Below are 20,859 nucleotides of genomic sequence, written 5' to 3' on the forward strand. Positions count from 1 at the left end.
CGCCGGGTGCCCCGGTCTGCGCCAGCAACTCGGCACTGAACTGACGTTGCCCGCCGCTGCGTCTGAGCGGCAGCACCAGATCCTTCGCCACGTCCAAGGCCATTGTCGGCCCGCAATCTTCCTCGACCAGCGCCAGGCACAAGTCAATTCCGGCGCTCACACCGGCCGAGCTATAACAGCGGCCATCCTTGATAAAAAGCGCGTCGGCGCATACATCGATACGCGCAAAGCTGCGCTGCAATAACTCGACATAGCGCCAATGGGTAACCGCCATACGGCCATCCAGCAGCCCGGCCTGACCCAATAGAAATGCACCGGTGCACACAGAGCAACAGCGTGCCAAGTGCTCGGCGGCCTGGCGCAACCAGGCGGCCAGTTGCCCACCTGCCAGCGCTTGCATCACGCCGAAACCGCCGGCCACCAGCAGCGTCGCCCCGACCAGCTGAGCAACCGCGGGCAAAGGCTCGGTCAGCAACACCACACCCGCTGACGCACGCACCTCGCCACCGTGCTGCGAAACCAGGTGCAGGCGATAGCGCGGCGGCAAACCGGCAGCCGCCAGACGATCATTGGCCACAGCAAAGACCTCCAGCGGCCCACTGGCATCAAGCAGCTGGAAATTGTCGAAGACCAGCAGCAGAACATCCTGCAGATCAGCGGATGGCGGCAGGGGGAATTCACGCATATCAATCATCCTTGGCACCTCTTCACAGACGCGCGAGCGTTCAGCGCTGGCAGATATTCACTCAACAGTGGCATTACTACCAGGCACACGCAGGCGAGACTCATACCTCGACTGGAGACTACTCATGCCTACTCGCCTTCTGCTGCTCAGCCTGTGCCTCAGCCTATTGCTCGACACAAACGGTCTGTTTGCCGCAACACCACCACCGATCAGCGACGAAGTCATCGCCGCCTATGTGCCCCGTCACGGCCGCGACCGCCCAGTAATTGCCGTGCTGGGCGAGAACCGCATGACCGAACTGGTCGACTTTGTGGTGCCCTACGGGATTCTCAAACGCGCCGCTATCGCCGAGGTGCTGGCCGTCGCCCCCGAACCAGGCCGCATCAAGATGCTGCCTGCGTTGAGTTTTGCCGCCGACGCCAGCACGGCCGAGTTCGATGCACGTTATCCGCAGGGTGCCGACTATCTGATCGTCGCGGCGACTCACCACAACGACGATGCGCGCCTACTCACCTGGATTCGCGCGCAGGCGAGCAAGGGCGCAACTGTGCTGGGCATCTGCGACGGCGTATTCAGCCTGGCTCACGCCGGCCTGCTCGACGGCCGGCGCGCCACCGGGCATTGGTACTCGGCCAGCGAACGCCGCGCACAATTTCCACAGACTCAATGGCTGGAGCAGCGCCGCTATGTGGTCGATGGCCCGGTGATCAGCAGCTCGGGAGTCAGCGCCGCCATGCCGGTATCCCTGGCACTGGTCGAGGCCATTGCCGGGCCTACACAAGCGCAGCAGCTGGCCGATGAACTGGGTATGTCCGACTGGTCAGCCGCCCACGACAGCCGCCCCTTCACCCTAAACCGCGCTGACTACCAGACCCTGGCAGGTAACTGGCTGGCATTCTGGAACCATGAAACGCTGGCCATCCCCGTGCGTGCCGGGATCGACGAAATCACCCTCGCACTGACGGCCGATGCCCACGCGCGCACCTACCGCTCACAGGCGCTGAGCATCGCCACCGTGCCGCTGCTAACGCGCAGCGGCCTGCGCCTGATCCCTGACCGGGCGTACAGCGATCCGAATATGCATAGCCTCACTATCACCAACGGGCCGGCGAGCCATGCCTTGCAGCAGGCCCTGGAGAATATCGCCAGCCGTCACGGCACCGCGACTGCGCGACTGGTCGCCCTGCAACTGGAGTACCCCAGCCCCTACCTTGCGCCAGACTCACCGCCCTAAGCGGCCACACCACTTGAACCAAGCACCCGCTTGGTTCACCCTTGCGGATATCGCGGAACACAACAACAAGGACCCGCCATGTTCGACATCACACGCCACCCCGTGCCCGACGCCGTGCGCCAACGCGCTCACCTGGACAACGACGACTACCTGCGCCTGTACCAGCAATCGCTCGAGCAGCCGGAAACCTTCTGGGCCGAACAGGCCAAGGCCTTTCTCGACTGGAGCAAACCCTGGAGCAGCGTGCAGCAGGGCGACCTGCTCAGCGGCCAGGGTTCGTGGTTCAAGGGTGGCCAGTTGAACGTCAGCCACAACTGCATTGACCGCCACCTGGAAAAGCGCAGCGAGCAGATCGCGCTGATCTGGGAAGGCGACAACCCCGGCGAATCGGCGCACATCACCTACAAGAAGCTGCACCACAACGTCAGCCGCCTGGCCAACGTGCTGAAGAGCCGCGGGGTGAAAAAGGGCGACCGGGTGTGCATCTACATGCCGATGATCCCCGAAGCCACCTACGCCATGCTCGCCTGTGCGCGCATTGGCGCAGTGCATTCGGTGGTGTTCGGCGGTTTTTCACCTGATGCCCTACGCGACCGCATTCTCGATGCCGACTGCCGCACGGTGATTACTGCCGATGAAGGCGTGCGCGGCGGCAAGTACGTGGCGCTCAAGGCCAACGTCGACAAGGCGCTGCATAGCTGCCCCGCTGTCAGCACGGTGGTGGTGGTTGAACGCACACAGGGCGGGATCGATTGGGTGGAAGGCCGCGATATCTGGTACCACGAAGCCCTGCGCGACGCGGACGGCAACTGCCCACCAGAGCCGATGGACGCCGAGGACCCGCTGTTTATCCTCTACACCTCCGGCTCCACCGGCAAACCCAAGGGCGTGCTGCACAGCACTGGCGGCTATCTGCTGATGGCGGCGATGACTCACAAGTATGTGTTCGACTACCACGAAGGCGATATCTACTGGTGCACCGCTGACGTCGGCTGGGTCACCGGGCACAGTTATATCGTCTACGGCCCGCTGGCCAACGGCGCCACCAGCCTGATCTTCGAAGGCGTGCCCAACTACCCGACGGCCTCGCGCTTCTGGCAGGTGATCGACAAGCACCAGGTGAATATCTTCTACACCGCGCCTACCGCCCTGCGCGCGCTGATGCGTGAGGGCACCGGCCCAGTCGAATGCACCGAGCGCACCAGCCTGCGCCTGCTCGGCAGCGTCGGCGAGCCGATCAACCCGGAAGCCTGGGAGTGGTATTACAACGTGGTCGGCGAACGCCGCTGCCCGATCGTCGACACCTGGTGGCAGACCGAAACCGGCGCCATTCTGATCACTCCGCTACCCGGCGCCACCGACCTCAAACCCGGCTCGGCGACCCGGCCGTTCTTTGGCGTGCAGCCGGTGCTGCTGGATGAACAGGGCAAGGAGATCGACGGCCCTGGCAGCGGCGTATTGGCGATCAAGGACAGCTGGCCAAGCCAAATTCGCAGCGTTTACGGCGACCATCAGCGGATGATCGATACCTACCTCAAGCCCTACCCCGGCTACTACTTCAGCGGCGACGGCGCGCGCCGCGACGAGGACGGTTACTACTGGATCACCGGGCGGGTGGATGATGTGATCAACGTCTCCGGCCACCGCATCGGCACCGCCGAGGTGGAAAGCGCCCTGGTGCTGCATGACGCCGTGGCCGAAGCCGCCGTGGTCGGTTACCCGCACGACCTCAAAGGCCAGGGCATCTATGCCTTCGTCACACCGATGAACGGCGTGGAAATCAACGATGCGCTGAAGCAGGAACTGCTGGCCCTGGTCGGCAAGGAAATCGGCAGCTTCGCCAAACCGGAACTGATCCAGTGGGCGCCGGGCCTGCCGAAAACCCGCTCAGGCAAGATCATGCGGCGTATCCTGCGCAAGATCGCCTGCAACGAGCTGGATAACATGGGTGACACCTCGACCCTGGCCGACCCCAGCGTGGTGGATGGGCTGATCGAGCAACGCCTGAACCGATAGCTAAGATGTAGGGTGGATCGAGGCGCTTAGCTGACGCGCTGTTCATCCACCTAAGGCACCGCGCGGCGGATATCCACCCTACACCAGTAAACGAACCCACCATTCCATGGAATTTCTTCGCCGCCGTATCGAAAGCCAAGTTCTTAGTCTCAGCGGTGTCGCCTTGGGGCAAATCGACTTCGAAAAGCCCCAGGACGACCCCGGCCTGTTCGGCCCCGACTCGGTGAGCTGGCAGGTACATGGCGACTTCACCAGCATGCTGATCGGCGGCATCAGCGCCCTGCTCTTGCAAGCCCTGCATCCGCTGGCATTAGCCGGGGTGTGGGATCACTCGAATTTTCGTGAGGACCTGCTTGGCCGCCTGCGTCGCACCGGGCAGTTTATATCTGGCACCACCTACGGCTCGCGCGCCGATGCCGACTGGCTGATCGACAAGGTCAGAACCATTCACCTCAAGGTCACGGGTACCGCACCGGACGGTCGCGCCTATGCCGCCAGTGACCCGGCGCTGCTGACCTGGGTGCATGTGGCCGAGGTGTACAGTTTTCTCCAGGCCCACCTGCGTTACCGCAACCCACAACTGAGCGATACCGATCAGGACCGTTACTACGCGGAAATCGCCTTGATCGCTGAACGCCTGGGTGCGACCCAGGTGCCGCGCTCACGCGCCGAGGTCGCCGCCTACCTGGCAGCTGTGCGCACAGAGCTGCGCTGTGATGAACGCTCGCTGGAAATCCTGCGCATTCTGCTCAACGCCCCGGCACCCAGCGCCCTCGCCGCCCCGGCGGCCAAGCTGCTGATGCAGGCTGGCATCGACCTGCTGCCAGATTGGGCGCAGCAGATGCTCGGCCAGCAGATCAGCCCGTCGCGTAGCCGGGTGATCCACGCCGGCGTACACAGCCTGGCCCCCGTGCTGCGCTGGGCGGTACGCGGCGGTGCGATCCACCGCGCGCGCAAACGCCTGAACCTGCCACCACGCTGACCGGTCGGTTCGCACGCTGGCCGTAAACAAAGCCGCTGTGCCACCATAGCGACCTTTCGCGGCCCGCCGCGCCTGTCATTTGTGAGGATCGCGTTATGCAAGACGTCGTCATCGTTGCCGCCACCCGCACCGCTATCGGCAGTTTCCAGGGTTCACTGGCGACTATCCCAGCCCCTGAACTGGGCGCAGCGGTAATCCGCCGCCTGCTGGAACAAACCGGCCTGGACGGCGCGCAGGTCGACGAAGTGATCCTCGGCCAGGTGCTGACCGCCGGCAGCGGGCAGAACCCGGCGCGTCAGGCAGCAATCCTCGCTGGCCTGCCCCACGCCGTGCCAGCGCTGACCCTGAACAAGGTCTGCGGCTCGGGCCTGAAAGCCCTGCACCTGGGTGCCCAGGCGATCCGTTGCGGCGACGCCGAGGTGATCATCGCCGGCGGCATGGAAAACATGAGCCTGGCCCCCTACGTGATGCCCGGCGCACGCACAGGCCTGCGCATGGGCCACGCCAAGCTGATCGACAGCATGATCACTGACGGCCTGTGGGACGCCTTCAACGACTACCACATGGGCATCACCGCCGAGAATCTGGTTGATAAATACGACATCAGCCGCGAAGCGCAGGACGCCTTCGCCGCCGCCTCACAGCAAAAAGCCGTGGCCGCCATCGAAGCTGGGCGCTTCGTCGATGAAATCACCCCAATCCTGATTCCGCAGCGCAAAGGCGAGCCAGTGGCCTTCACCACTGACGAGCAGCCACGCGCCGGCACCACTGCAGAATCCTTGGGTAAGCTGAAGCCCGCATTCAAGAAAGACGGCAGCGTCACCGCCGGCAACGCCTCCAGCCTTAACGACGGCGCTTCCGCCGTGCTGCTGATGAGCGCCGCCAAAGCGCAGGCCCTCGGCCTGCCGGTACTGGCCAAGATCGCCAGCTATGCCAATGCCGGTGTCGATCCGGCGATCATGGGTATCGGCCCGGTCGGTGCCACCCAGCGCTGCCTGGCCAAGGCCGGCTGGCAGCTGAGTGACTTGGATTTGATTGAAGCCAACGAAGCCTTTGCCGCGCAGGCCCTGGCAGTCGGCAAGGAGCTGGGCTGGGATGCCAGCAAGGTCAACGTCAACGGCGGCGCCATCGCTCTCGGCCACCCGATTGGCGGCTCTGGCTGCCGCGTGCTGGTGACCCTGCTGCATGAGATGATCAAGCGCGACGCCAAGAAAGGCCTCGCCACCCTGTGCATCGGCGGTGGTCAAGGCGTGGCACTGGCTATCGAACGAGACTGATAACACCGCTCAGCTGTAGCTAGAAAAAGCCGGCCCCATCAATCAGAGGGCCGGCTTTTTTATTTGCCATCGACAGCAATGATGATTGCTATTGACCGCCTGCGTTTCTCAAGAGTCGGGCTGCGGCGCAACATGAGCCCCGTAGCCACTTACCCCACTCTTCCGAGGACACCCAGATGAACAAGTACCTGATCGCTTCCCTGCTTGCCGCCAGCCTGACCAGCAATGTTTTCGCCGCAGACGGCGCAGAACGTACCTTGAGCAATCGCATCGCTGCTGATGGTTTTGACCGTACCAGCATCCACCGTATCGCCGAAGACGGTGCAGATCGCACCAGCGGTAACCGCATCGCTGCTGACGGCGCTGACCGCACGGGTGGCAACCGCATCGCCGCTGATGGCGCTGACCGTACTGGCGGCAACCGCGTCGCTGCTGATGGCGCTGACCGCACGGGCGGCAACCGCGTCGCTGCTGATGGCGCTGACCGCACGGGCGGCAACCGCGTCGCTGCTGATGGCGCTGACCGCGCGGGCGGCAACCGCATCGCTGCTGATGGCGCTGACCGCACGGGCGGCAACCGCGTAGCCGCTGATGGCGCTGACCGCACGGGCGTTAACCGCATCGTCTGATCAAGTAACACTCGCAAATTAAAGGGCACCTTAGGGTGCCCTTGCTGTTTTTGCCGAGCCTGCGTCCCGGCAGGTGAATCTTGATAAACTGCGTGCCCTCCTTTTTCGAGTCGCCGCGCATGCCCTCTCTCGATCAGGCGCTGCGCGCCGCCCTGCATAACCGTCACGACCTGCTGGCTGAACTGCATCAGCAAGGCACCGACTGCTATCGCCTGTTTCATGGCAGCCAGGAAGGCGCCGGCGGCCTGACCATCGACCGTTATGGCCCGCAACTGCTGGTGCAGAGCTTCCACCAGAGCCTGAGTCGTGACGAACTGCTGCAATTGGCCGAGCAATGCCAAACCCACCTCAGCATCCCACTGCTGCTGGTGTACAACGATCGCGCCCAAGGCAACTCGCGTATCGACCGCAGCGACGCGGTCTATCAAGCCGAGCCAACGGCCTTGGAAGACCTGATCGGCCATGAATGGGGCCTCAATTACCGCGTGCGCGGCCGCCATGCCGGACAGGACCCCTTGCTGTTTCTCGACCTGCGCAACGCCCGCGGCTGGGTCAAAGCACACAGTGCCGGCAAATCCGTGCTCAACCTGTTCGCCTACACCTGTGGCGTCGGTTTGAGTGCAGCTGCTGGCGGGGCCAGCGAGGTGCTCAATCTGGATTTTGCCGAAGGCAACCTGGCGGTCGGTCGCGAGAATGGTCAGCTCAATCCGCAGCTGCGTCCTATGCAATTTGTGCAATCGGATTACTTCCCGGCAATTCGCCAACTGGCTGGCCTGCCGATCAATGTGCGGCGCGGGCAGAAGCTGCCGCACTATCCGCGCCTTGAGCAACGTCAGTTCGATCTGGTGCTGCTCGACCCGCCGGCCTGGGCCAAAAGTGCTTTCGGCACCGTCGACCTGCTGCGCGATTACCAGAGCCTGCTCAAACCAGCAATTCTCGCCACCGCCGATAATGGCGTGCTGATCTGCTGTAACAACCTGGCGAAAGTTGCCCTGGCCGATTGGCGTGAGCAGGTGCTGCGCTGTGCGGAAAAACTCGGTCGCCCAGTACGTGGCTGGCAGGTGCTGCCACCGGCCAGTGACTTCCCATCACAGGATGGCAAGCCACCACTGAAAACCCTGTTCCTGCAGTTCTGATGTACCCGTCAGCATGAAGAAAATCGCCGCGCAGAGCCTCTGCGGAACTGCGCACGCATGCCATACTCCAAGGCACTTCTCGTCGGGATAGATGACGTTTTTATGCTTAAAGGGATAAAGCGCGCGGCCAGCGCCATTGCCATCGCCATTGCTCTCTACAGCCTGCTGGGGTTTCTGATTCTGCCCGGTATCGGCCTGCGCATCGCCAACCAGCAACTGGCGCACTACGCCGAAGTACCCGCCACCCTGCAACGCCTGCAACTCAACCCGTTCAGCCTGGAGCTCAGCCTCTGGGGCCTGCAGATTGGTGAAGCCGAACAGCAGCAGATTGCCTTCGAACGGCTGTATGCCAACCTGCAACTCGACAGCCTGTGGAACGGCGTATTGCACCTGGCCGATATCGAGCTGGATAAACCGCACAGCGCAGTGCTGTTCGGCAAGGACGGTCGACTCAACCTGACGCAACTGTTCAACGTCCCGCCTAGCACCGAGCCTGCGGTTGAAGAGCCGGCCGGCGAGCCGTTCCCGCTGCGTATTTCACGGATCAAGCTGAGTGGCGGCAACGTGCATTTTCAGGACCTGCGCCCCAGCGAGCCCATCGAGTTTATCTACGACGACCTCAACCTTGAGCTGTTCAACCTCAGCACCCTGCCAGACGACAATGCCGACATGAGCCTGGTGGCCACCGGCCCTACCGGCGGACGCATCGACTGGACTGGCCGTATCAGCCTGGTGCCAATCAGCTCCAGTGGCAGCCTGAAAGTCACGGACGGTAAGTTGAAAGCCATCTGGCCCTACGTGCGCGATGCGGTGCCGCTGGTTCTGGAGGACGGCACCGTCAATCTCAGCAGCGACTACAGCCTGAATCTGGCCAAAGGCACCGAACTGCTGTTGAGCAATACCCAGCTCAACGTCAGCAGCTTTGCCATCAAAAGCCCGGCGGAAAAACCGCTGCTGCGCCTGCAAAGCCTGGATATCAGCGAAACCAGCGTGGACCTGGCCAAGCAGCAGGTCATCGTCGGCAAGATTCGTAGCCAGAAGCTGGAAACCTGGGCTGCACGCGAGGCCGATGGCCAGCTCGACTGGCAGAAGCTGCTGGCCAGCCAACCCGCCAAACCAGCTCCAGCTCCAGCTCCAGCTCCAGCTCCAGCTCCAGCTCCAGCTCCAGCTCCAAATGAGGGTGGCTCAGGCTCCGTAGCCAAGGAAGCCGAACCGGCAAAAGAGCCAAGCGAACCGACCACCGCAGAGCAATCCGCTGACCTGGAAACCGCCACTGCCGACCAGCCGGAAGAGCCCAGCAAACCCTGGCAGGTAATCCTGCGTGACGTGCAACTGCGCGACTATCAGGTGCATCTGGCCGACCGCGCCGGCGGCGCGGAAGTCAAAATCGACCTGGCACCACTCAACCTCGATCTGAACGCCTTCGACAGCCTGGGCACGTCGCCCTTCAGCCTCAAGCTCGACACAGGAGTGAACAAGACCGGGCAGATCAAGGCCGACGGCCAGGTGCAACTGACCCCGACTACGGCGAAGCTGCAGGTTGCCACCCGCGATATCGACCTGCGCCTGGCGCAGACCTACCTGAGCCCCTTCGTGCGTCTGGAACTGCGCAGCGGCAAGCTCGGCAGCGACCTGGCGGTTGATCTGCAGAGCGTCGAACCGCTGGCCTTCAGTATTGGCGGGCAAGCCGAGATCAATCAGCTGCATACCCTCGACACGCTCAAGGACCGCGACTTCCTTAAATGGCAGCAAGTGCTGGTGGAAGGAATCGACTATCAACACGGCAAGGGCCTGGTGATCGGCCAGGTCAAACTGCAGCAGCCCTATGTGCGCTTTATCATCAACGAAGACCTCACCACCAATATCAGCGATCTGATGATTCCACAGCCGGCAGAGGCCAACGCCAAGCCCGCTGCAGCGAGTAAACCGCTGCCGATGCGCATCGGCGGCATCAGCATCAAGGACGGCTCGGCGAACTTTGCCGACTTCAGCCTGACGCCTAACTTCGCCACGGCCATTCAGCAACTCAACGGCAAGATCGGCACACTCGACAACCAGAGTCCGAAAACCGCCAGCGTCGATATTCAGGGCAAAGTCGACAAGTACGCACCGGTCAGCATCAAGGGCAAACTCACCCCGTTTGATCCGCTGAACAGCCTGGATATCGCCACCAGTTTCAAGAACGTCGAGCTGACCACCCTGACGCCTTACTCCGGCAAGTTCGCCGGTTTCCGTATCCGCAAGGGCCGTCTCAACCTCGACCTGCATTACCAGATTGAGAAAGGCAACCTCAACGCCGAGAACAAACTGCTACTGGAAGACCTGCAGCTGGGTGAGAAGGTCGACAGCAAGGACGCCATGGACCTGCCGATTCGTCTGGCCGTGGCCCTGCTCAAGGACACCCAAGGCAACATCGAAATCCAATTGCCTGTGCAGGGTAATCTGAACAACCCGGAGTTCAGCGTGATGCCGATTGTCTGGCAGACCCTGCGCAACCTGGTGCTGCGCGCCGCCCAGGCGCCATTCAAATTTATCGGTGGGCTGGTCAGCGGTGGCAGTGAAGTTGACCTCAGTACCGTGCGTTTCAAGGCCGGCGGCAGCGAGCTCGACGGTGATGCACAAAAAGCCCTGGACACCCTGGCCAGCGCCTTGAAGGAGCGCCCAACCCTGCGCCTGGAGATCGAAGGCATGAGCGCTGCAAGCAGCGACGGCCCGCCACTGGCGGCCGCACGCCTGGAGCGCGAATACCAGAACACCTGGTACAAAATGCTGCAACGTCGCGGCGATGATGTACCCGCCGAGGCCAGTGAATTGGTCGTCGATGATGACGACAAGACCGTACTGATCGAAGGTATCTACCGCACCCGCCTCAAGCAGCAACCGCCTGCCGAGTGGACTGAACTGGCCAGCGCGGAACGCAGCGCGAAGATGCGCGACGCCGTGCTGCAGTCCTGGGCACAAAGCGAGCTGCTGCAGCGTCAGCTGGCCCAGATGCGCGCGGCAGAAATAAAGACTTATCTGGTCGAACGTGGTGGCCTGGCTGACGAACGTATTTACCTGCTGGATGTCAACATGGCACAGGCTGACGCCGATGGCCGCGTCGCCACCACCCTGCACCTTGGCAGCGAGTAAGGTTTTCGTCATATGCGCGCTCTCGCCACAACCCTGATCCTTGCCTGCGCCGGCGCATCGTCGCAGGTACAGGCCGAAACACTGCGCTGCGGCAGCCAACTGGTCAGCCTGGATGACCGACGTTTCGAGGTGCTGCAGAAGTGCGGTGAGCCGGCTTTTCGCGACCTGGTAGGCTACTCACTCGGCCCAAGTGAACGGCGTGAGTACCAGATCGAGGAATGGGTCTATGGTCCGGATAATGGCATGCTCAGTATTCTCACCTTCGAAGGCACGCGCCTGCGTGCAATCGAACGGCGTCGTAGTCGCTAACATCTGCCCCGGAAAATTTGATGAGACAACTGGTCTGCAGCCTACTGATACTGCTCCCTCTCGGGGCGTATGCCTCATCCACCCTGCGCTGTGGTAGCGCGCTTATCAGCCTGGAGGACTCGTCCAGCATCGTCAGCAGTAAATGCGGCGAACCGATCAGCCGCGAGTTTGTTGGCTACCGCGAAGTGCTCGATGAATACGGCTTTCGCCATGAAGTGGCCGTGGAAGAATGGGCCTACGGTCCGCGCAACGGCATGTATCAGTTTCTGCGTTTCGAAGGCAATCGCCTGATAAAGATCGAGAGCAAGCGAGGTAGATAACAACAGCTCCCATAGTCGCGCACAAAAAAGCCCCGCTGGTTGTGCCGGCGGGGCTTTTTTACGCCTGATTACAGCTTGCCGCTGAAATCACGCAGCTCATCCTGAGCCTTTTCCTTGGTCCAACCGTAACGCTCTTGCAGCTTGCCGGCCAGGTACTCGCTATGGCCTTCGGCGACGTTCAGGTCATCGTCGGTCAGGTTGCCCCAACGCTCCTTGATACGACCGTTGATTTGCTTCCACTTACCTTTGATTACATCAGTATTCATCTGCTTGTCCTTGTCGTTGAGTGGCTACCAGGCCCCTCGCAGCGCCTGGCACGCATCCATGGATTACTGCGCGGTTTTCAGCGCTTCGGCGGATACCGCACTCACACCTTTGATCTCGCCGGCCTTGGCAATGGCCAGATCACGCTCGGCGGAGCTGGCAACAACCCCGGAAAGCGTGACAACGCCCTTATTGGTTTCGACCTTTATGTCGATACCGCTCAAGCTGCTGTCGGCCAGGAAGGTCGACTTCACTTTGCTGGTGATCCACGTGTCGGAAACCGCATCTTCTGCTTTATCCATCGTCTCACTAGCGGCCAGCAGGGTTGGCTGCACGCTCGGGGTGCCCGCAGCCATAACCGGCCCGGCGAGCAAAAGCCCCAGCGCGGTGACGGTCATGGCGGCTACTGCGAAATGCTTGATTGGCTTTTTCATAAATCATGCCTCCTGCGTGTGCTGAACAATCTGCAAACCACAACGAGCTGCAGTCTCCCCAGTACTGTCGCAAGCGTTGTGCCAACCTTTCTAAATGGTTTATTTTTTAAATATCAATAACTTACCAATAAAAAAACATCATGTGCCGTGCAATCTGCATGCTAGGGCCAACCGAGCAGGGCATATTGCACGACAGCGCTGGTTGCATAGGCGCCGAGGCCCACATGCTTTTTTACCGACAAAAAAAGAGGGCCCCGAAGGGCCCTCTTTTTTCTGCAAAGTAACGCGACGATTACACGCCCGAAGCCTTGGCAGCCGCTACATCCTTGATCGACAGCTTGATACGGCCGCGGTTGTCCACGTCCAGTACCAACACTTCAACCTCCTGACCTTCTTTGAGAATGTCGGTCACCTTCTCAACGCGAGCGTCGCTCAACATGGAGATGTGCACCAGACCGTCTTTACCCGGCAGGATGTTGACGAAGGCACCGAAGTCAACAATGCGCTCAACCTTACCGACGTAGATCTTGCCGATCTCGGCTTCTGCGGTGATACCCAGGACGCGCTGACGTGCCGCTTCTGCAGCTTCCTTGGTTTCGCCGAAGATTTTGATCGAGCCATCGTCTTCGATGTCGATCGACGCTTTGGTTTCTTCGCAGATGGCACGGATGGTCGCGCCACCTTTACCGATCACGTCGCGAATCTTGTCTTGGTCGATCTTCATCGCGATCATGGTCGGCGCGTTGGCCGACAGTTCGCTACGGGACTGAGCGATGACCTGGTTCATCTGACCGAGAATGTTCAGGCGCGCTTCAAGGGCTTGGCCCAGGGCGATTTCCATGATTTCTTCGGTGATGCCCTGGATCTTGATGTCCATCTGCAGCGCAGTAACGCCATTGGCGGTACCGGCCACTTTAAAGTCCATGTCGCCCAGGTGGTCTTCGTCACCGAGGATGTCGGTCAGAACGGCAAATTTCTCGCCTTCCTTAACCAGGCCCATGGCGATACCGGCCACCGGCGCATTCATCGGTACACCGGCGTCCATCAGGGCCAGGGACGCACCGCACACGGAAGCCATCGAGGACGAACCGTTGGACTCGGTGATTTCCGATACCACACGGATGGTGTACGGGAACACGTCGGCGGCCGGCAGCATGGCCTGCACCGAGCGACGCGCCAGACGGCCGTGACCGATTTCGCGGCGGCCAGTGGCGCCCATGCGACCACACTCACCCACCGAGTACGGCGGGAAGTTGTAGTGCAGCATGAAGGGGTCTTTCTTCTCGCCTTCCAGGGTATCAAGCAGTTGCGCGTCACGGGCAGTACCCAGGGTGGCAACCACCAGCGCCTGAGTCTCACCACGGGTGAACAGCGCCGAACCGTGAGTCTTGTCCAGTACGCCGACTTCGATGTTCAGGCCACGCACAGTGCGGGTGTCACGGCCGTCGATACGCGGCTTGCCGTTGACGATGTTCTCGCGCACGGTGCGGTATTCGATTTCGCCGAAGGCGTCTTTCACTTCACCGGCAGAAGGCTGGCCTTCTTCGCCAGAGAACTTGGCCACCACCTGATCTTTCAGCTCGCCCAGACGCGCGTAGCGGTCCTGCTTGATGATGATGGTGTAGGCCTGGGAAATCGCTTCACCGAACTCGCTGCGGATGGCATTGAGCAGTGCAGTGTTTTCCGCTTTCGGCTGCCAGTCCCACGTCGGCTTGGCGGCTTCGGCAGCCAATTCAGCAACGGCTTGGATAACGGCTTGGAATTCGTCGTGGGCAAACAGCACGGCGCCCAGCATCTGGTCTTCGGTCAGCTCTTTGGCTTCCGACTCAACCATCAACACGGCGTCTTTGGTACCGGCTACAACCATGTCCAGGCTGGAGGCCTTGAGCTGCTCGTAAGTCGGGTTCAGCAAGTAGCCGGTTTCCGGGTGGAAAGCTACGCGGGCCGCACCGATGGGACCGTTGAACGGAATGCCGGAGATAGCCAGGGCCGCCGAGGTACCGATCATCGCGGCGATGTCCGGATCGGTCTTCTTGCTGGTGGAGATCACGGTGCAGATCACCTGCACTTCGTTCTGAAAGCCTTCCGGGAACAGCGGACGGATCGGACGGTCGATCAGGCGCGAGGTCAGGGTTTCTTTTTCCGAAGGACGGGCTTCACGCTTGAAGAAGCCGCCTGGGATCTTGCCGGCTGCGTAGGTTTTTTCCTGGTAGTGCACGGACAGCGGGAAAAAGCCTTTGCTTGGGTCGGCAGTTTTTGCGCCGGTGACAGCGACCAGCACGGTGACGTCATCGTCAACACTGACCAGAACTGCGCCGGAGGCTTGACGGGCGATGCGGCCCGTTTCGAGGGTAACGGTCGATTGACCGAATTGGAACTTCTTGATGACCGGGTTCACGGTGTTTTCCTTCTCTTTGTTGCCCTTGGGGAAAGCGTTTTTGCAGCCGTTGCTCAGCATGTGAACAGACGGGTCTTACAGAATGAGTGGGCGGTTACGGGAATCGGACCCGCTATCGTCCAAAACAGCTACAGCAGAAAAGCAAAAGCTGGAAGCAGGGTAAACCCCACTTCCAGCTTCGGCAGTCAGCTACGCATAAGCATTGCTTAGCGACGCAGACCCAGGCGACCGATCAGGGCGCTGTAACGACTGGTGTCCTTACCCTTCAGGTAGTCCAGCAGCTTACGGCGCTGGTTAACCATACGGATCAGACCACGACGGCTGTGGTGATCTTTACCGTTGGCCTTGAAGTGGCCTTGCAGCTTGTTGATGTTGGCGGACAGCAGTGCAACTTGCACTTCCGGGCTACCGGTGTCGCCTTCAGCTTGCTTGTAGTCGTTAACGATCTGGGCTTTTTCTTCAACGCTGAGTGCCATGGGGCAATCCTCTCAGTTAGGCAACTGCCGAAACAGTTGCAATAGGCCGGGAATCGCTTCCCGTGTTTTTAAAGTGAGGCATGACCGTGCCTATTAACAGCCACCCTCGATACACGCCGACCAGAGCCGAAACCCCATGTCCGCGCTACGGTCTGCTGACCGAATCCTGCACCGCTAAGCCGAGGCCTGCAGCAATAACCCAGGCTAAGCCTTGGTTGAAATCAATCGACGCGGCGCAATGCGTCCGTCTTCGCTCACTTCACCGATCCCGATAAAGCGGCCGTTGTGGTCCTGTACCCGAACCATGCCGAACTTCGGCGCTTCGGGGGCGCGTACTGGCTGCCCTTGCAGCCAGTAGAACGAACTGTGCTCGGAGAACTGCAGCAGCGGCCAATGTTGCAAACCGCTGTCGACGGGTTGCAGGAACTGGTCAACGGCCTCATTGCCACCTTCGCCATGCACCCGCTCCAGCTCTTCGAGCGTTACGGTGCGGCTCAAATCGAAAGGGCCGGCTTTGGTTCTGCGCAGCTCAGCAACGTGTGCACCACAACCCAGCAAGTGGCCGATGTCTTCGACCAGAGTGCGGATGTACGTGCCTTTGCTGCAATCGACCGCCAGGCGCGCTTGCTCCGCTTCGCAGTCCAGTAATTCCAGGCGCGCAATAGTAACAGAACGCGGCTCGCGCTCCACTACTTCACCTGCACGGGCCAGCTTGTAAAGTGGCTGACCATCACGTTTAAGGGCTGAGTACATCGGCGGTATCTGACTGATATCACCGCGAAAATCCGGGAGCACCGCTTCAATATCGGCGCGACCAACGGTCACAGGGCGACGTTCCAACACCTCACCCTCGGCATCCGCAGTGGTGGTGGTGACACCCAACTGCATCAGCGTTTCATAACCTTTGTCGGCATCGAGCAGGTATTGGGAAAACTTGGTGGCTTCCCCAAAACACAGAGGCAATACACCTGTGGCCAGCGGATCTAAGCTGCCGGTGTGCCCGGCCTTCTCGGCGTTAAGCAACCAGCGCACTTTCTGCAGCGCCGCGTTGGAACTAAAGCCTTTGGGCTTATCGAGTAGGATGATGCCATCCACGGCACGACGAATACGTTTGACCTGGGCCACGCGCTTACTCCTTGGCCTCGGTGGGGGCATCGTCGTGCAGACGATCTTCGCTGACCGCACGCTCGATCAACGCTGACAGCTGCGCGCCACGCACGACACTCTCATCGTAGTGAAAGCGCAAATTCGGCACACTGCGCAGCTTCATCGCCCGGCCCAACTGCATACGCAAAAAACCGCTGGCGTCGTTGAGTACCTTGATACTCTGCGCCACGCTGTCCACACCGTCCTCAGGTTCACCGCCCATGACGGTGACATACACCTTGGCATGGCTGGAGTCGCGACTGACATCCACCGCAGTAATCGTCACCAACCCACCCAAGCGCGGGTCTTTAACTTCCATACGGATCAACTGCGCCAGTTCGCGCTGTATCTGATCGCCGATGCGCTGGGCACGGCTAAATTCTTTGGCCATTTCTACTACCTTCACTCGTCGCACTGCCGCAAAAAGCAGTGGACCTAAAAGCGGCAAACGCCCGGCCGCGCAAAAGCGGGGCCGGGCGCTGCGTGTTGCGGCTCGTACTTACAGGCTACGGGCCACTTGGACTTTCTCGAACACTTCGATCTTGTCGCCGACTTTGACGTCGTTGTAGCTCTTCACGCCGATCCCGCACTCCATGCCATTACGCACTTCGGAGGCATCGTCTTTGAAGCGACGCAGAGATTCCAGCTCGCCTTCGAAAATCACTACATCATCGCGCAGTACGCGGATCGGACGGTTACGGTAAACCGTACCCTCGACCACCATACAACCGGCGATCGCACCGAATTTCGGCGAACGGAACACGTCACGCACTTCAGCAATACCCAGGATGTTCTCGCGAACATCACTGCCGAGCATGCCGGTCAGGGCCTTCTTGACGTCTTCGATGATGTCGTAGATCACGTTGTAGTAACGCATATCCAGACCTTCCTGCTCGACGATCTTGCGCGCGCCGGCATCGGCACGCACGTTAAAGCCAAACAGTACAGCATTGGAGGCCAGCGCCAGGTTGGCATCGGACTCGGTGATACCACCGACGCCGCCACCGACCACACGCACCTGCACTTCATCGTTACCCAAGCCGCTGAGCGAGCCTTGCAGCGCTTCCAGAGAACCACGAACGTCGGATTTGAGGACGATGTTGAGCGTCTTCTTCTCTTCCTGCCCCATGTTCTCGAAGATGTTTTCCAGCTTGCCAGCGTGGGCACGGGCCAGTTTCACTTCGCGGAACTTGCCTTGACGGAACAGCGCGACTTCACGAGCTTTCTTCTCGTCAGCCAGCACGCTCATGTCGTCGCCCGCATCCGGGGTGCCGTCCAGGCCGAGAATCTCGACCGGAATCGACGGGCCGGCTTCTTTGATCGGCTTGCCGTTCTCGTCGAGCATGGCGCGGATACGACCGTAGTTGGAGCCGATCAGCACCATGTCGCCTTGGCGCAGAGTACCGTCCTGAACCAGCACGGTCGCAACCGGGCCGCGGCCTTTATCCAGACGCGATTCAACCACAACACCACGGCCTGGGGCCGACGGAGTGGCTTTCAGCTCGAGAATTTCGGCCTGCAGCAACACGGCTTCCAGCAGTTCGTCGACACCGGTACCGACTTTCGCCGACACAGGAACGAACGGCGTATCACCACCCCACTCTTCCGAGGTCACACCGTGCACCGACAGCTCGCTACGAATGCGATCAAGGTCAGCGCCCGGCTTGTCGATCTTGTTCACGGCAACCACCAGCGGTACACCAGCGGCCTGGGCATGCTGAACAGCTTCAATGGTCTGCGGCATCACGCCGTCATCGGCGGCAACCACCAGAATCACGATATCGGTCGCCTTGGCACCACGGGCACGCATGGCGGTAAACGCGGCGTGACCCGGGGTGTCGAGGAAGGTGACCATGCCGCGTTCGGTTTCTACGTGGTAGGCACCGATGTGCTGGGTAATACCGCCGGCTTCGCCAGCCGCCACCTTGGCGCGGCGAATGTAGTCGAGCAGCGAGGTTTTACCGTGGTCAACGTGACCCATTACAGTCACAACCGGCGCACGGGCAAAGGTCTCGCCTTCGAACTTCAGCGACTCAGCCAGGGAGTCTTCCAGGGCGGTGTCGCTGACCAGGGTAACTTTGTGACCCAGCTCTTCAGCAACCAACTGGGCAGTTTCCTGATCCAGCACCTGGTTGATGGTCGCCGGGGTGCCCAGCTTGAACATGAACTTAATGATTTCAGCGGCCTTGACCGACATCTGCTGAGCGAGATCGCCCACCGTGATGGTCTCCCCGATCTTAACATCACGCACGATCGGACCCGTCGGGCTCTGGAAGCCGTGCTGGTTACGTTTCTTCAGCTTGGCCTTGCCGCGGCCACCGCGACGGAAGCCATCGCTTTCCTCATCGATGGTACGCGGAGCAACGCGCGGTGCCGGCGCCTTCTCTTTGACGGTAGGGCGATGCTGGGTGGTTTTGCGCTCACCACCACGACGATCGGCATCATCATTGCGTGCTTTGTCTGGACGACGCGGCTCGTCTTTCTTGCGCTCTTCGACAACCGGCGCGGTAACCACTGGAAGCTCGACATCAACAACCGGAGCGGCTTCGGCAGGCGCGTCAACAGCAGCAGGTGCGGCAGCCGGACGCTGAGCATCCTCAGCCGCGCGCTGCTTGGCTTCTTCTTCAGCCTTCAGGCGCGCCGCTTCGACAGCCGCACGCTGCTCAGCAAGCTCACGCTGCTTTTCAGCTTCGATCTCTTCGGCGCTGCGCTTGACGAAGGTTTTCTTCTTGCGCACTTCAACGCTAATGGTCTTGCTACCGGCAACCCGCAGGGTGCTGGTGGTCTTGCGCTGCAAAGTAATCTTGCGCGGCTCTTCGACCTTGTCGCCGTGACTGCTCTTGAGGTGGGCCAACAGGGCCTGCTTCTCACTGTCGGTCACTGCCTGCTCAGCACTGCTGTGCGGCAAACCCGCCTCACGCATTTGCTGCAGCAGTCGCTCAACCGGCGTATTGACCACTTGGGCCAGTTCTTTAACCGTGACTTGCGTCATGCATTTCTCTCCTCAGGCCGCAACTGCTTACTCGAACCAATGGGCTCGGGCGGCCATGATCAACTTGCCGGCTCGCTCAGCGTCGATACCGTCGATGTCGAGCAGGTCATCAATAGACTGCTCGGCCAGGTCTTCGCGGTTAATAACGCCGCGCACTGCCAGTTCATGCGCAAGCGCCTTATCCATCCCCTCAAGCGAGAGCAAGTCTTCGGCTGGGTGGGCATCTGCCAGCTTTTCCTCGTTGGCGATGGCTTTGGTCAGCAGGCGATCTTTGGCGCGAGCACGAAGCTCATTGACGATATCCTCGTCAAAACCATCGATGCTGAGCATCTCTTCCATCGGTACGTAGGCAATTTCTTCAAGGCTGGTGAAGCCCTCTTCGACTAACACCTGGGCAAGCTCTTCGTCGACTTCAAGCTCGTCGATAAAGCGCTGCAGGATATCGCCTGTTTCAGCTTGCTGTTTAGCCTGAATGTCCGCCTCGGTCATCACGTTCAGGGTCCAGCCAGTCAGCTGACTCGCCAAACGCACGTTCTGACCGCCGCGGCCAATGGCCTGAGCAAGGTTGTCTGCGCCAACGGCGATGTCCATGGCATGGGCATCTTCGTCGACAATGATGGCGGCCACTTCGGCGGGCGACATGGCGTTGATCACGAACTGCGCGGGGTTGTCGTCCCACAGCACGATGTCGACCCGCTCACCGGCCAACTCCCCAGAAACCGCCTGCACGCGCGAACCGCGCATACCGATACAGGCACCTTGCGGGTCGATACGTTTATCTTTGGAACGCACGGCCAGCTTGGCGCGCGAACCCGGATCACGGGACGCACCCATGACTTCGATCAGCTCTTCAGCGATTTCCGGCACTTCGATGCGGAACAACTCGATCAGCATTTCCGGCGCAGTACGCGACAGAATGAGTTGCGGGCCGCGGTTCTCGGTACGGATTTCCTTGAGCAGCGCACGCAGACGCACACCGACGCGGAAGGTTTCGCGGGAGATGATGTCTTCGCGAGCCAGCATGGCCTCGGCATTGTTACCCAGGTCAACGATCACGCTGTCACGGGTCACTTTCTTCACGGTGCCGGAGATGATTTCACCCAGACGCTCGCGATAGGCCTCAACCACCTGAGCACGCTCAGCTTCGCGAACCTTCTGCACAATCACCTGCTTCGCGGTTTGCGCAGCAATGCGGCCGAACTCGATGGATTCGATCTTCTCTTCCAGCACGTCGCCAACTTTGGCGTTGGCTTCGACCGCACGCGGCATGTCAGTGGTGACCTGATGTGCAGGATCATCAAAGTCACTTTCTTCAACCACTGTCCAGCAGCGGAATGTTTCGTAGCTTCCGTTGTGGCGGTTGATCACCACACGCAACTCGACCTCGTCCTCAAAACGCTTTTTGGTAGCAGTGGCCAGAGCCAGCTCC

General features: G+C 60.7%; 18 protein-coding genes. 9 read left to right on the forward strand and 9 right to left on the reverse strand.

The features are described from left to right. On the reverse strand, positions 1–685 hold a 685-nt coding region (locus tag DBR00_RS15435; protein ID WP_256583041.1), incomplete at its 3' end, for a GlxA family transcriptional regulator. Positions 686–809: 124 nt separating this feature from the next. On the opposite strand from DBR00_RS15435, the gene DBR00_RS15440 reads away from it, so the two are divergent. The 9 genes from DBR00_RS15440 to DBR00_RS15480 all read left to right on the forward strand — a co-directional run bounded on the left by DBR00_RS15440 (position 810) and on the right by DBR00_RS15480 (position 11,720). Next, on the forward strand, positions 810–1,919 hold the full coding sequence (locus tag DBR00_RS15440) for a DJ-1/PfpI family protein (RefSeq protein ID WP_108488605.1): 1,110 nt from the start codon (positions 810–812) through the stop codon (positions 1,917–1,919). 78 nt (positions 1,920–1,997) lie between these two features. Then, entirely contained in the window at positions 1,998–3,935 is a 1,938-nt protein-coding gene (gene acs, locus DBR00_RS15445) for an acetate--CoA ligase (protein WP_108488606.1), read from the forward strand. Between the two features lie 106 nt (positions 3,936–4,041). Then, positions 4,042–4,917: an oxygenase MpaB family protein gene (locus DBR00_RS15450; protein WP_108488607.1), complete on the forward strand. Its 876-nt coding sequence runs from the start codon at positions 4,042–4,044 to the stop codon at positions 4,915–4,917. A gap of 95 nt (positions 4,918–5,012) precedes the next feature. Further along, positions 5,013–6,194, forward strand: a complete 1,182-nt coding sequence (locus DBR00_RS15455) for an acetyl-CoA C-acetyltransferase (protein ID WP_108538076.1) — start codon at positions 5,013–5,015, stop codon at positions 6,192–6,194. A gap of 176 nt (positions 6,195–6,370) precedes the next feature. After that, the gene (locus DBR00_RS15460) at positions 6,371–6,823 is read left to right on the forward strand and encodes a phage infection protein (RefSeq protein WP_108490149.1); all 453 of its coding nucleotides are present in this window, start codon (positions 6,371–6,373) and stop codon (positions 6,821–6,823) included. Between the two features lie 119 nt (positions 6,824–6,942). Further along, the gene (locus tag DBR00_RS15465; protein WP_108490150.1) at positions 6,943–7,959 is read left to right on the forward strand and encodes a class I SAM-dependent rRNA methyltransferase; all 1,017 of its coding nucleotides are present in this window, start codon (positions 6,943–6,945) and stop codon (positions 7,957–7,959) included. 102 nt (positions 7,960–8,061) lie between these two features. Further along, positions 8,062–11,091 carry a DUF748 domain-containing protein gene (locus DBR00_RS15470; RefSeq protein WP_108538077.1) on the forward strand — a complete coding sequence of 1,010 codons (3,030 nt, stop codon included), beginning with the start codon at positions 8,062–8,064 and terminating at the stop codon, positions 11,089–11,091. A 12-nt stretch (positions 11,092–11,103) separates the two neighbouring features. Next, positions 11,104–11,400: a DUF2845 domain-containing protein gene (locus tag DBR00_RS15475; protein WP_108486136.1), complete on the forward strand. Its 297-nt coding sequence runs from the start codon at positions 11,104–11,106 to the stop codon at positions 11,398–11,400. Positions 11,401–11,420: 20 nt separating this feature from the next. After that, on the forward strand, positions 11,421–11,720 hold the full coding sequence (locus DBR00_RS15480; protein WP_108486137.1) for a DUF2845 domain-containing protein: 300 nt from the start codon (positions 11,421–11,423) through the stop codon (positions 11,718–11,720). A gap of 68 nt (positions 11,721–11,788) precedes the next feature. On the opposite strand, the gene DBR00_RS15485 is transcribed toward DBR00_RS15480, so the two are convergent. The 8 genes from DBR00_RS15485 to nusA all read right to left on the reverse strand — a co-directional run. Then, the gene (locus DBR00_RS15485; protein ID WP_108486138.1) at positions 11,789–11,986 is read right to left on the reverse strand and encodes a CsbD family protein; all 198 of its coding nucleotides are present in this window, start codon (positions 11,984–11,986) and stop codon (positions 11,789–11,791) included. A gap of 63 nt (positions 11,987–12,049) precedes the next feature. Beyond that, entirely contained in the window at positions 12,050–12,418 is a 369-nt protein-coding gene (locus DBR00_RS15490; protein ID WP_108486139.1) for a BON domain-containing protein, read from the reverse strand. A gap of 292 nt (positions 12,419–12,710) precedes the next feature. Then, positions 12,711–14,816: a polyribonucleotide nucleotidyltransferase gene (gene pnp, locus DBR00_RS15495; protein ID WP_108486144.1), complete on the reverse strand. Its 2,106-nt coding sequence runs from the start codon at positions 14,814–14,816 to the stop codon at positions 12,711–12,713. A 206-nt stretch (positions 14,817–15,022) separates the two neighbouring features. Further along, positions 15,023–15,292, reverse strand: a complete 270-nt coding sequence (rpsO, locus tag DBR00_RS15500; protein WP_042554902.1) for a 30S ribosomal protein S15 — start codon at positions 15,290–15,292, stop codon at positions 15,023–15,025. A gap of 204 nt (positions 15,293–15,496) precedes the next feature. Further along, on the reverse strand, positions 15,497–16,417 hold the full coding sequence (gene truB / locus DBR00_RS15505) for a tRNA pseudouridine(55) synthase TruB (RefSeq protein ID WP_108486140.1): 921 nt from the start codon (positions 16,415–16,417) through the stop codon (positions 15,497–15,499). Between the two features lie 4 nt (positions 16,418–16,421). Further along, on the reverse strand, positions 16,422–16,829 hold the full coding sequence (gene rbfA / locus DBR00_RS15510) for a 30S ribosome-binding factor RbfA (RefSeq protein WP_108486141.1): 408 nt from the start codon (positions 16,827–16,829) through the stop codon (positions 16,422–16,424). Between the two features lie 108 nt (positions 16,830–16,937). After that, positions 16,938–19,430 carry a translation initiation factor IF-2 gene (infB, locus tag DBR00_RS15515; RefSeq protein WP_108486142.1) on the reverse strand — a complete coding sequence of 831 codons (2,493 nt, stop codon included), beginning with the start codon at positions 19,428–19,430 and terminating at the stop codon, positions 16,938–16,940. Between the two features lie 27 nt (positions 19,431–19,457). Then, positions 19,458–20,859 (reverse strand): transcription termination factor NusA (gene nusA / locus DBR00_RS15520; protein WP_256583042.1); only part of this gene is annotated, 1,402 nt, incomplete at its 5' end.

The sequence above is a fragment of the Pseudomonas sp. HMWF032 genome (genome assembly GCF_003060885.1).
Taxonomy (GTDB): domain Bacteria; phylum Pseudomonadota; class Gammaproteobacteria; order Pseudomonadales; family Pseudomonadaceae; genus Aquipseudomonas.